The 14,175-nt window shown below is 73.6% G+C and carries 1 protein-coding gene; it reads left to right on the top strand.

Annotated features, from left to right (window positions below; translation table 11 throughout):
- Positions 1-7: 7 nt before the first annotated feature.
- Positions 8-14,164: a type I polyketide synthase gene (locus AB0C66_RS19010; protein ID WP_362439405.1), complete on the top strand. Its 14,157-nt coding sequence runs from the start codon at positions 8-10 to the stop codon at positions 14,162-14,164.
- Positions 14,165-14,175 lie beyond the last annotated feature (11 nt).

Below are 14,175 nucleotides of genomic sequence, written 5' to 3' on the forward strand. Positions count from 1 at the left end.
CGGCGTGATGGCCTCCAAGTCCCCTGCCGGGCAGCCCGTCCTGTGGACCCTGTCCGCCGACGGCCGGGGAGCGCTCAGGGCGCAGGCGCGGCGGCTGCGAGACCATCTCGACTCATCGGCGCCGACGAGCCCGGCCGCCATCGGACGCGCTCTCGCCCGTATGCCACACCCCCACGGGCATCGCGCCGCCCTGACCGCGCACGACCTGGAGGGTTTCCGCGCACGGCTCGACGCGCTCGCCGAAGGGCGCACGATGCCGGGCGTGGTCGAGGGACGACCCGCCGACGCCACCGGCATCGCATTCGTCTTCCCGGGACAGGGCGCCCAGTGGCCGGGGATGGCCAGCCGGCTTCTGGATGAGTCGGCGGAGTTCCGGGCGCGGGTCGACGCATGTGCCCAGGCCCTCGAACCGTTCCTCGACTGGTCGCTCATGGATGTACTGCGCGGCTCCGGTGACGCCCCCACCATGGAGCGGCCGGATGTGGTGCAGCCCGCGTTGTTCGCGGTGGGTGTCGGCCTGGCCACCATGTGGCGGGCCCACGGTGTGGAACCGACGGCGGTCATGGGCCACAGCTGCGGTGAGATCTCCGCCGCGGCGGTCTCCGGCGCCCTCACCCTGGACGACAGCGCACGCGTGGTGGCCCTGTGGAGTCAGGCACAGGCCACCCTCAGCGGACGCGGTGAGATGGCCTCCGTCATGGCGTCCCGGGCCCAACTGGAGCCGCTGCTCCAGCCCTTCGACGGAGAGGTGGTCATCGCCGCGGTGAACGGACCGCGGTCCGTGATCGTGTCCGGCGCCGCCGATGCCGTCGGGGAGGTGGTCGAGCGTCTGACCGCCACCGGTGTCCATGCCCGGCGGATCGCCGTCGGGCTCGCCGCCCACTCGCCGCAAATCGACGCCATCGTCCCGCGGCTGCACTCCGATCTGGCACCTGTCAGCCCGCTCCCGGCCACCCTCCCGTACTACTCCGGGCTCACCGGCGACCTGCTGCACGCACCGGTGCTCGACGCCGCCTACTGGGCCCGCAATCTGCGTCGGCCGGTCCGGTTCGACCGGGCCACCGCCGCTTTGCTGCGCGACGGCCACCGCACGATCGTCGAGATCAGCCCGCACCCGGTCCTGACCTCGGCGCTCCAGGCGACCGCCGAGGCGCGGGGCATCGGCTCCCGGGTCACACCGACGCTCCGGCGGGACCACGGAGACCGGACCCAGTTCCTCACCTCGCTGGGCGACCTCTATGTCCACGGCGTCACACCGGACCTGGAATCGGTCTCCACCGGACTCGACGCCCCTCCCGCCACGCTGCCGCCCGACCTCCGGGACGGCGACGACGCGCCACAGGACCAGGGTGGCGATGCGGACACCGACCGCGGCCCCGAGACACCGGCCGAGGCCCTTCGCGCGGAGCTGAACGCACTCACCGTCACGGGACAGCGCGAACGGCTTCTCCGTCTCGTCCGCGAGGAAGCCGCCACTGTCCTCGGCAGCGGTACCGTCGCCCCCGACACCACCTTCATCGGTCTGGGCATCGACTCGGTGACCGCCGTGGAGCTCCGCAACCGGCTCGTCACGGCCACCGGGATCGACCTCCCGGTGACCGCGGTGTTCGAACATCCCACGCCCACAGCCCTGGCCGAGCGGCTGCGCCCAGGGTTCGTGGCCGATGAAGAGGCCGAGGACGAGGCCGAGAACACCACGGGACATCGTGTCCCGTCCCCCGGCGGCGACGAGGACCCGGTGGCGATCGTCTCGATGGGCTGCCGCCTACCCGGCGGTGTCGACGGACCCGAGAGCCTGTGGCAGCTGCTGAGTGAAGGCGTCGACGCGGTGTCGGCGTTCCCCGTCAACCGGGGCTGGAGCGTGGCCGGCACGGGCCGTACGCACCAGCGGGAGGCCGGTTTTCTGTACGGGGCCGACCGGTTCGACGCCGCCTTCTTCGGCATCTCGCCACGCGAGGCCATCGCGATGGACCCGCAGCAGCGGCTGCTGCTCGAGACATCGTGGGAGGTCTTCGAGCGGGCCGGGATCGATATCGCCTCGCTGCGTGGCAGTCGGACCGGTGTGTACATGGGCGTGATGACCATGGACTACGGGCCCCGTCTCCACGAGGCCACCGACGTCAGCGGTCATGTGCTGACGGGCAACGCCGCCAGTGTGGCGTCCGGCCGTATCGCGTACACCTTCGGATTCGAGGGCGCGGCCGTCACGGTGGACACCGCCTGCTCGTCCTCGCTGGTGGCCCTGCATCTCGCGGTCATGGCCCTGCGCCGTGGTGAATGCGCCCTCGCCCTGGCCGGTGGGGCGACCGTGATGCCGACCCCGGGCATGTTCGTGGAGTTCAGCAGTCAGAACGCCCTCGCGGCCGACGGCCGCTGTAAGGCGTTCTCCGCCGCCGCCGACGGATTCGGCCTCGCCGAGGGAGCCGGTGTCCTGCTGCTCGAGCGGCTGTCCGACGCGCGTCGCCTGGGCCATCCGGTGCTGGCGGTGGTGCGGGGCAGCGCGGTCAACCAGGACGGTGCGAGCAACGGCCTGACCGCCCCGAGCGGTTCGGCGCAGCGGAAGGTCATCCGCGCCGCCCTGGCCGACGCGGGATTGACGGCGCGGGATGTGGACGCGGTGGAGGCGCATGGTACGGGTACCACGCTGGGTGATCCGATCGAGGCGCGGGCACTGCTGGCCACCTACGGTCAGCGGTGTGCGGAGGACCGGCCGCTGTGGCTGGGTTCGCTGAAGTCCAACATCGGCCACACCCAGGCGGCGGCCGGTGTCGGCGGGGTCATCAAGATGGTCCTGGCCATGCGGCATGCCCAGCTCCCCCGCACGCTGCACGCCGACGAGCCCTCCCCACATGTGGACTGGAGCGCGGGCCACGTACGGCTGCTCACCGAGCCGGTGTCCTGGTCGGCGTACGACCGGCCGCGCCGGGCAGGGGTGTCGTCCTTCGGTGTCAGCGGTACCAACGCCCACGTCATCCTGGAGGAGGTGGTCCAGCCGTCGGCCGTGGTGCGCCACGCGTCCGACGACCGGGCCCCTGTGCCGTGGGTGCTGTCCGCACGGAGCGAGACCGCCCTGTACGAGATGGCACGACGCCTGATGGCTCATCTGGAGACCCGGCTCGAGACCACCGCCCCCGACATCGGCCTTTCCCTGTGCACGGGACGGTCCGTGCTGGATCACCGCGCGGTGGTGGTCGGGGGCCGTGAGGCGCTGTGCGGAGGGTTGGCCGCGTTGGCCGAGGCTGTGCCGTCGTCGGTGGTGGTGACCGGCAGTGGTGTGGTGCCGGGTGGAACGGTGTTGGTGTTCCCGGGGCAGGGGTCGCAGTGGGCCGGAATGGCGGCTGAGCTGCTGGATCAGTCGCCGGTGTTCGCGGCGCGGATGGCGGAGTGTGAGGCGGCGTTGAAGCCGTATGTGGGGTGGTCGTTGGGTGAGGTGGTGCGCTCGGGTTCGGGGTTGGACCGGGTGGATGTGGTGCAGTCGGTGTTGTTCGCGGTGATGGTGTCGTTGGCGGCGGTGTGGCGTTCGTTCGGTGTGGTGGCGGATGCGGTGGTGGGTCACTCACAGGGGGAGATCGCGGCGGCCGTGGTGGCGGGCGGGCTGTCGTTGGAGGACGGGGCGCGGGTGGTGGCGTTGCGCAGCAGGGCTCTGGGTGAGTTGGCGGGCTCCGGGGGGATGGTGTCGCTGGCGTGCTCGGCCACCACGGCGGGTGAGTACGTCGAGCGGTGGGGTGGCCGGTTATCGGTGGCGGCTGTCAACGGACCTTCCTCGGTGGTGGTTTCGGGGGAGGTAGAGGCACTGGACGAGTTGTCGGTGTGGTGTGACGAGCGCGAGGTGCGGGCGCGAAGGATCGAGGTGGATTACGCCTCGCACTGTGCTCAGGTGGAGCGGATCGAGGAGGAGCTGCGGTCCGCTCTGGGCGGGATCTCGCCCAGGAGTGGTGAGGTTCCGCTGTTCTCGACGGTGACGGGTGGCTGGCTGGACACCTCGTTGATGGATGGCGGCTATTGGTACACCAACCTTCGCGACATGGTGGGTTTCGAGTCCGCTGTGCGGTCGCTGGTGGGGGAGGGGTTCGGTGCGTTCATCGAGGTGAGTCCGCATCCGGTGCTGACCGCCGCCGTTGAGGAGACGGTGGAGGCGGCGGGTGCGGAAGCGGTCGTCACCGGCACGCTGCGGCGTGGTGAGGGCGGTCGGGAGCGCTTGCTGCTGTCCCTGGGTGAGGCGTATGTCCGTGGTGTGGGGGTGAATTGGACGTCCGCGTTCGACGGGACCGGTGCCACTCGGGTCGAGCTGCCCACCTACCCCTTCCAACGGGAGCGGTTCTGGCTCGATCCCAGGGGGTCCAGCGCTGCTGCGGACGATGTGTGGGAGACCCTCGCCCATACCGACCCGGCCCACCTCGCGGAGACCCTGCACGTCACGCCGCAGGCGCTGCGGGAGGTGCTGCCCGCGCTCACCGCCTGGCGCTCCGCGCGGGCCGCAACACGACGGGCCGACTCCTGGCGCCATCATGTGGGTTGGCAGCCGCTGGCCCTGCCACCCGCTGCCGCGCCGCCCGGCCACTGGCTGGCCGTCTGCCCCGACGGGGGCGTCTCACGGGATGTGGTGGGAGGGCTGGCCGCCATCGGTTTCGACCTCACCGTCGTCACCGTCGGCGGTCCCGGCGAGAGCCGTACGTCGCTGGCGGCCGCCCTCGCCATCGGGGTCGACGGACGACAGGTCACCGGTGTGCTGTCCCTGCTGGCCGATGAACTCCGCCCGCATCCGGGCCATCCGGACCTGCCTGGCGGCGTCGGTCTCACCCTCGCACTCGTGCAGGCCCTGGGCGACACCGCGATCGACGCCCCGCTGTGGTGCCTCACCCGTGGGGCCGCCGTACTCGGCGCGGGGGAGCGGCCCGGGCCCGCCGCCCATGCGGCCGTCGCCGGGCTGGGGCGGACCGCGGCGCTGGAACACCCCGATCGCTGGGGCGGGTTGATCGACCTCCCGCTCATCCCCGACGAGCGGACGCTGCGGCGACTGTGCGCCGTGCTGGTCTCCGTGTCCGATGAGGACCAGGTCGTGGTGCGGCCGACCGGTGCGTACGGCCGACGGCTGCTCCCCGCGCCCGCGCCTCGGAACACCCCCCTTCCGCCCGGAGACGCGCTGGGACATGGCACGGTGCTCATCACCGGTGGCACCGGTGGCGTCGGCGCGCATGTGGCGCGATGGCTCGCCGGGCCGGAGGGGGCGCATCTGCTCCTCGTCAGCCGACGTGGCCCGGACGCGCCCGGAGCGATGGCACTGCGGGCCGAACTCGAACGGCTCGGGGCGACGGTGACCATCGCCGCGTGCGATCTCGCCGACCCGGACCGGACGGCGGAGTTACTCGGCGCCCTGCCACAGGAACGGCCACTTACCGCCGTCGTCCACGCGGCGGGCGTCCTGGACGACGGGACGGTCGACGCGCTCACGCCCGGACGTACCGCCGCCAGCCTCCGGTCCAAACTGACCGTCGCCCGGGTACTCCACGAGGCCACCGCGGGACACCAGCTCTCGGCGTTCGTCGTCTTCACCTCCGTCATGGGTGTGGTGGGCAACGCGGGCCAGGGCAACTACGCGGCGGCCAACGCGGCGCTGGAATCCCTCATCGCCGCGCGGCGCGCCGAAGGACTGTCCGGTACCGCCATCGCCTGGGGCGCCTGGGCCGCCGGAGAGGGCATGTTGCGGGACGGAGTGGCGGACCGCCTCCGGGACCGGGGGCTGCCCTCCATGTCACCGGACGCCGCCGTCACGGCGATCGGCCGGGCTCTCGCCGAGGACGACGCGCTGGTGGTCGTCGCCGACGCCGACTGGGAGCGTTTCGCCGCGACCACCGCTCCCCGCGCCACCGCCCTGCTGAGCGCGGTCCGCGCCGAAAACCGAGGCCCGGGCGACGGCAGCGGCTCCGGTGTCCGCACCGGTTCGCTGTGCGACCAGCTCGCCGACGTGCCCGCCACCGAGCGGATCCGGTATGTCGTCGACGTGGTGCGCGCCCACACGGCGGCCGTGCTGCGGCATACGGACGCGGGCGCGATCCGTCCCGACCTGGCCTTCTCCGCCATGGGATTCGACTCGCTGACCGCCGTGGAGCTGCGCAACCGGCTGTCCGCCGCCACCGCCGTGCGGCTGCCCGCCACCGTCCTCTTCGACCGGCCCACACCCGAACTCCTCGCCAGCCACCTCCTCGACGAAGCCGCACCGCTCCTCGACGGACCCGCTCTCCCGGGCGGGCTCGACAACACGGCCGCCCGCGCCCCGGTGGACACCGCCCGCGCGGCCACCGATCCCACGGCGCAGGACGACCCGATCGCGATCGTCGGGATGGGCTGCCGCTTGCCAGGCGGCGTACGGAACCCGGCCGACCTGTGGGGTCTGCTCGCCGAAGGCCGTGACGCCGTGGCGGAGTGGCCGGTGGACCGCGGATGGGACGCCACCGCGCTCTACGACCCCGACCCCGATCGCACCGGGACCACCTACTGCACCCGGGGCGGATTCCTGGACGACATCGCCGGATTCGACGCCGAGTTCTTCGGGATCTCACCGCGCGAAGCGCTCGCCATGGATCCGCAGCAGCGGCTGCTCCTGGAGACGTCCTGGGAGGCGGTGGAGAGCGCGGGGCAGGACCCCCTCGCGCTGCGCGGGGGCCGGGTCGGCGTGTTCATCGGCACCAACGGCCAGGACTATACGAGCCTCGCCGGTGACGCCCCCGAGGTGTCCGAGGGGCACCTGCTGACCGGTACCACGGCCAGTGTGCTGTCCGGCCGTCTCTCCTACGTCCTCGGACTGTCCGGCCCCGCCCTCACCGTGGACACGGCCTGCTCGTCGTCACTTGTCGCACTGCACCTGGCCACACAGGCGCTGCGGCACGGCGACTGCGACCGGGCGCTGGCCGGGGGCGTCACGGTGATGAGCACCCCCAGGCTCTTCGTCGAGTTCAGCCGTCAGCGCGGACTGGCGGCCGACGGCCGCTGCAAGGCGTTCGGAGCGGAAGCGGACGGTACGGGGTGGGGCGAGGGCGCCGGGGTGTTGCTCCTCGAACGCCTCTCCGACGCCCGGCGCCATGGACACCGTGTGCTCGCGCTGGTCAGCGGAAGCGCGGTCAATCAGGACGGCGCGAGCAACGGGCTCACCGCCCCCAGCGGCCCCGCGCAGGCACAGGTCGTCCGCGCCGCCCTCGACGACGCCGGTATCCGCCCCGAACAGGTCGACGCCGTGGAAGCCCATGGGACGGGGACCGCCCTCGGCGACCCGATCGAGGCGCAGGCGCTCCAGCGTGTCCATGGACACCGGCCCGCCGGACACCCGCTGTGGCTCGGATCGGTGAAGTCCAACATCGGGCACACCCAGGCCGCCGCCGGGGCGGCCGGAGTCATGAAGATGGTGCTCGCCCTCCGGGCCGGGGAACTGCCGGCCACGCTGCACGCCGATGAGCCGAACCCGCACGTCGACTGGGCGGCCGCCGACGTACGGCCCCTCATCGCCCGTACCCCGTGGCCCGACACCGGCGCCCCACGCCGCTGTGGAGTCTCCTCCTTCGGTATCAGCGGCACCAACGCCCATGTGATCCTCGAACAGGCCCCGGACACCACCGGTCAGCGTGCGACCACGCCGGACGCCGGATCCGCCACCGGGATCGCCCTTCCGCTGCTGCTGTCCGCCCGCAGCCCCCGTGCTCTGCGGGACCAGGCCGCGCGATTGCGCGCGTACCTCACGGAACGCGGCATCGGCACCGGTAGGGGCGACAGTCGCGAGATGGTGGACGTGGCCACCGCGCTGGCCACCGGCCGTGCCGCGCTCGACCACCGTGCCGCGGTCCTCGGCCACGACGGCACCGCCGTCCTCACCGCCCTGGACGCCCTGGCCGAAGGGGTGTCCCACGGCCGTCTCCTCACCGGCGCCATCGGCACCCCCGGCCGGACCGCGTTCCTCTTCCCCGGCCAGGGAGGCCAGCGCGCGGGGGCGGGCGCCGAGCTGTACACCGCCGAACCCGCCTTCGCTGACGCGCTCGACGATGTCCTCGCCCATCTCACTCCGCATCTGGACGTCCCGCTGCGCGAGACCATGTTCGCCGCGCCGGGGACGGACGAAGCGCGTCTGCTGCACCGCACCGGCCGCACCCAACCGGCCCTCTTCGCTCTCGAAGTGGCGCTGTTCCGGCTGACGGAGCACTGGGGCGTACGGCCCGACGTGCTGATCGGACACTCCATCGGCGAACTGGCCGCCGCGCACGCGGCCGGTGTGCTGAGCCTGCCCGACGCCTGCGCGCTGGTCGCCGCCCGCGCCAGGCTGATGGACGCACTGCCCGGGGACGGCGCGATGGCGGCGCTCGAGGCCGACGAGGACGAGGTGGCCGCGGCCATCGAAGTCCTTCCGGCGGACGGCGGCGCCGTCTCGATCGCCGCCCTCAACGCCCCGCGCTCCACCGTGGTCTCCGGCGACCGGGCGGCGGTGCTGCGGCTGGTCGAGGTCCATCGCGCACAAGGCCGCCGCACCAAGGAGCTGACGGTCAGCCACGCCTTCCACTCCGCCCATATGGACGCGATGCTGGACGATTTCCGTCGTGTGGCCGCGAGCCTCAGCTACGCCGAACCGCGTATCCCCGTGATCTCCAATCTCACCGGCGAGCGGGCCACGGCCACCGAGCTGTGCGACCCGGACTATTGGGTGCGCCAGGTCCGCGGCACCGTGCGGTTCGTCGACGGGGCCCGCCGTCTGGTGGCGGAGGGCACGACGAGCTGCCTCGAACTCGGGCCCGGCGGTGTCCTGTGCGGTCTCGTGGCGGAGTCCACACCGGCCGGCGCCGACTGCCGCGCCCTGCCGCTGCTCCGCGACGGGCGGCCCGAGCCCGAGTCGCTCGCGGCGGCGCTCGCGGGGCTGTACGTCCGGGGCGTACCCGTCGGATGGTCCGTCGGCTGCCACCCGGCCGCGCGCCATGTCGAGCTGCCCACCTATCCGTTCCAGCACCAGCGGTTCTGGCCCACGGTCCCTGTCGTACGGCCGCCCGGCGCGGGGGAGGAGTGGACCTACCGCGTCGGCTGGTCTCCCCTGACCGCCCCTGCCGTCCCCCGGCTGGACGGGAACTGGCTGCTCGCGGTGTCCGCGGCGACCGCTCAGCGTCCCCTCGTCGACTCCTGCCGGCGCGCGCTGGCCGCGCACGGCGCCGAGGTAACGGTCCTGGCCGTCCCCGCAGACACGGAGCGGGCCGGGCTCGCCGCGCTGATCCCCACCGGTGTCACCGGTGTGCTCTCCCTGCTCGCCGTCGACACCGGACCGGAAACCACTCTGCTGCTGGTCCAGGCCCTCGGTGACGCGGGATCACCCGCCCCGCTGTGGTGCGCGACCACCGGTGCCGTCGCCGTCGAGGACCGGGGTCCGGACCGTCCGGAGCAGGCTCAGGTGTGGGGTCTGGGACGGGTGGCCGCGCTGGAACACCCCGACCGCTGGGGCGGGTTGGTCGATCTGCCCGAGTGGCCGGACGCCCTCGCGCTGCGTCAGCTGTGCGCCGTACTGTCCGGACAGGTACGCGCCGAGGGGGGCGCCCACGCCGAGGACCAGGTGGCCATCGGCCCGCACGGAACCCCCCACGGCCGCCGCCTCCGAAAAGCCGCGCACGGCGCGGACGCTCCGCACGACGGTGCCGACCGTCGCGGCGCGGACCGAGCGCGGCCGACGCGGGACCGTGGCACGGACGCTCCGCACCCCGGTGTGCCGACACCCGACCACTCCACGAACACACCCCATCGGGCCACCCCCACCTGGGCACCCCGCGGCACCGTTCTCATCACCGGCGGTACCGGCGGGCTCGGTGCCCAGGTGGCTCGCCACGTGGCGCGGCACGGCGCCGGGCACCTGGTGCTGACGAGCCGTCGCGGCCCGGATGCCCCCGGCGCCGCGGACCTCGTCGCCGAACTGACCGCGACCGGTACCCGCACCACCGTGCTGTCCTGCGACGTCGCCGACCGGGCCGCGCTGGAGGCCGCACTGGCCGGGCTGGCGGCCGCGGGCGACACCGTACGGGCGGTGTTCCACGCCGCCGGGGTCACCTCGCACACCAAGGTCGTGGACCACAGCCCCGCCCAGCTCGCCGAGGAGACGGCGGCCAAGGTGCGCGGCGCCGCCCACCTCGACGCCCTGCTCGGGGACGACCTCGACGCCTTCGTCCTGTTCTCCTCCGTATCCGCCACCTGGGGCAGCGGCGGCCAGGCGGGGTACGCGGCAGCCAACGCCTATCTGGACGCCCTGGCCGCGCATCGGCGGGCCCGCGGCCGCACCGCACTCTCCGTCGCCTGGGGGCCATGGGCCGGGGCGGGTATGGCGCACGGCGAGACCGGCGCCGCACTGCACCGCCACGGTCTGGTGTCGATGGCACCGCGGACGGCACTCGCCGCCCTCCAGCGCCTGCTGGACCGTCTCGGCCGTGGTGAGGGCGATGCCGTGGTCGCGCACATCGACTGGGCACGCTTCGCCCCGGCGTTCCGTTCCGGCCGGGAGAGCGCGCTGCTGAGCGAGCTGCCCGAGGCCGCCACATCCACCACATCCGCCCAGCCATCTGCCGACGACTCCGACACCACAAGCCCCCGGCGCGCCCGACTCGGCCAACTGCCCGTGTCCGAGCGGCTTCGCGCCCTCACCGACCTCGTACGGACCGAGGCGGCGGCCGCGCTCGGACACGACACCGCGGCGGCCATTGACACCGAACGCCCTTTCCAGGCGCTCGGTTTCGACTCGCTGACCGCCGTCGAGCTCCGCAACCGGCTGGTCGCGGCGACCGGTCTGACCCTGCCCGCGAGTACGGTGTTCGACCACCCCACGGCCGCCGCGCTCGCCGCCCATCTGCACACGGAACTGACCGGCACAGCCCCCGCGCCGCGGGCCGCGGAGGTCGCCGCGACGGCCTCCGGCGAACCGCTGGCCATTATCGGCATGGCCTGCCGCTTCCCCGGCGGTGTCCGCAGCCCCGAGGATCTGTGGGAGCTGGTCACCAGCGAGACCGACGCCATCGGCGGACTGCCCACCGACCGTGGCTGGGACCTCGAGGCGCTCTATGACACCGACCCCGAGCGGCCGGGCACCTTCTCCACCAGCGGTGGCGGTTTCCTTGACGGCGCCGGGGACTTCGACGCCGGGTTCTTCGGAATCTCCCCGCGCGAGGCACTGGCCATGGACCCCCAGCAGCGGCTGTTGCTCGAGACGTCGTGGGAGGCGCTGGAACGGGCCGGTATCGACGCCCGGTCGGTGCGCGGCACCCCCGGCGGGGTCTACCTGGGCCTCGCCTCCCAGGGGTACGGCACCGGGCCGCAGGATCCCACGGCCGATGTCGAAGGCCATCTGCTCAGTGGCACGGTGACAAGTGTCGCCTCCGGGCGTGTGGCCTACACCCTCGGCATCGAGGGCCCGGCCGTCACCGTCGAGACGGCCTGTTCGTCCTCCCTCGTCGCCCTGCACCTCGCCGGACAGGCGCTGCGCGCGGGGGAGTGCTCCTTCGCACTCGTCGGCGGGGCGGCCGTGATGGCGTCCCCCGATGTGTTCGTCGAGTTCAGCCGACAGCGCGGACTGTCCCCCGACGGCCGCTGCCGCTCCTTCGCGGCGGGCGCCGACGGCACCGGCTGGGGAGAGGGCGTCGGCGTCCTCGTCGTCGAACGGCTCTCCGACGCACACCGCCACGGCCACCCGGTCCTCGCCGTCGTCCGTGGCTCGGCGGTCAACCAGGACGGCGCCAGCAATGGTCTGACCGCGCCCAGTGGCCCGGCCCAGCAGCGGGTGTTGCGGCGGGCCCTCGCCGCCGCCGGACTCACCGGGGCCGATGTCGACCTCGTGGAGGCCCATGGCACCGGTACGGTTCTCGGCGATCCCATCGAGGCCCAGGCACTCCTGGCCGTCTACGGTCAGGACCGGCCGGACGAGCGGCCGTTGTGGCTGGGGTCGCTGAAGTCCAACATCGGCCACACCCAGGCCGCCGCGGGCGTGGCGGGCGTCATCAAGACGGTGATGGCCCTGCACCACGGTCTGCTGCCGCGCACCCTCCATGTGGACGCGCCGTCGGACAAGGTGGACTGGGCCACGGGCGCGGTACGGCTGCTCACCGAGGCCCGCCCCTGGGAGGACACCGGCCGTCCGCGCCGGGCCGGGGTCTCGTCGTTCGGCATGAGTGGCACCAACGCCCACGCCATCCTCGAACAGGGCCCCGTACCCGCTCCGGCCACCGGCGCCTCCGACGCCCCCGAGGCGTCCGGGCCCGTCACCCTGCCGCTCTCCGGCGCCTCGGTGGCCGCGCTGCGCGCCCAGGCCCGACGGCTGCACACCCACGCCACCTCCCGGCCCGATGTGCCCCTCACCGACCTGGCGTACGCCCTGGCCACCGCCCGCACCGCGTTCCCGCACCGGGGCGCGGTCACCGGCACCACACGCGACGGCCTCCTCGCCGCGGTGGCGGCGCTGGCCGACGGCGCGCCAGCGCCCGGGGCGGTGACGGGCCTGGAGCGCAAGGACGTCAGGACCGTCTTCGTCTTTCCCGGGCAGGGACCGCAGTGGACCGGGATGGCGCGCCAACTCCTCGACAGCTCACCGGAGTTCACCGCGCACCTCACGGCCTGTGCGGACGCGCTCGCCCCGCACACCGGCTGGTCCCTCCTCGACGTCCTGCGCGGCGCCCCGGGCGCACCCGCACAGGACCGCGTCGACGTGGTGCAGCCCGTGCTCTTCGCGGTGATGGTGTCGCTGGCCGGGCTGTGGCGCGCTCATGGCGTCGAACCGGACGCCGTCGTGGGCCACTCGCAGGGCGAGATCGCCGCCGCCTGTGTTGCCGGGGCCCTCACCCTGGACGACGCCGCCCGCGTCGTGGCGCTGCGCAGCCGGGCGCTGGTGCGGCTCGCGGGCGGGGGAGGGATGGCCGCGCTCGCCGTGTCCGAGGACCGGGCACGGGCGTTGCTCGCGCCCTATGGCGAACGCGTCCATGTCGCGGCGGTGAACGGCCCGGACGCCGTGGTGGTCGCCGGTGAGTCCGACGCGCTCACGGCCCTGCTGGCCGACTGCGGGCTCGACGCGGTCCGGGCGCGTCGGATCCCCGTCGACTACGCCGCCCACTCCCCGCAGGTGGCCGAGGTCGCGGACGAACTGCGCGCCGCCCTGGCCTCGGTGCGGCCCCGCCCGGCCGCTGTCCCGCTGTTCTCCACGGTGACGGCGGACACCGTCGACGGCGAGGTGCTGGACGCCGCGTACTGGTACCGCAACCTGCGGGCGCCGGTGGAGTTCGCCCGGGCCGCCGAACGGCTGCTGAACGCCGGCCACGAACTGTTCATCGAGGTCAGTCCGCATCCGGTACTGACCGCCGCGGTCGAGGCGACGGCCGAGCGCTCCGAACGGTCCGTGGCCGCCGTGGGCACGCTCCGCCGCGACGACGGTGGCGCGGACCGGATGCTCGCCGCACTCGCCGAAGCCTGGAGCCACGGAGCGTCCGTGGACTGGGCCACCGCCCTGCCCCGACCCCGGACCGCGCATCCACCGCTGCCCACCTATGCCTTCCAGCACGAGCGCTACTGGCTGCCCACTCCGGGACGCTACGGAACGGCCGCCGCGCCACCCGCCCCGGCGGAGCCGGAGACCCGGTCACCCGGTGAGGACGATCTCGCCGCCCGGCTGGCCCCCCTGGACACCGCGGATCGCCGACGCACGGTGCTCAGTCTGGTCACCGCCCATGCCGCGGCCGTCCTCGGCCACACCGACGGGGCGGCGGTACCGCCCGGCCAGCCCTTCACGGCCGTCGGTTTCGACTCGATGCTCGCCGTGACGTTCCGCAACCGCCTCTGTGAGGCGACCGGACTGCGGATCCCGCCGACCGCCGTCTTCGACCACCCCACGCCGGGCGCGCTCGCCGACCACCTGACCGGGTTGCTGTGCGCGCCCCGTGAACCCGACCGGCCGGTCCTCGCCCAACTGGACAAGCTCACCCGGGCCCTGGCCACCGCAGGTCCGGACACCCCCGGAGCCGACGAGATCGGCGTCCGGCTGCGGGACCTGCTGCGGACCTGGAGCGAACGCGTGCCACCGGACCCGTCCCACCAGGCGGGGGAGACCGGATCCAGCACGGTCGCCACCGCCACCGCCGATGAACTCTTCGCACTGCTCGACAACAACTTCGGGGCCTGAAGGGGAGCCGA

The sequence above is a fragment of the Streptomyces sp. NPDC048636 genome (genome assembly GCF_040650655.1).
Lineage (GTDB): Bacteria > Actinomycetota > Actinomycetes > Streptomycetales > Streptomycetaceae > Streptomyces.

What these genes read in the sequence shown, in the direction of transcription:
- AB0C66_RS19010 (WP_362439405.1), top strand. Translation starts at nt 8, where the DNA reads ATGGCCTCCAAGTCCCCTGCCGGGCAGCCCGTCCTGTGGACCCTGTCC.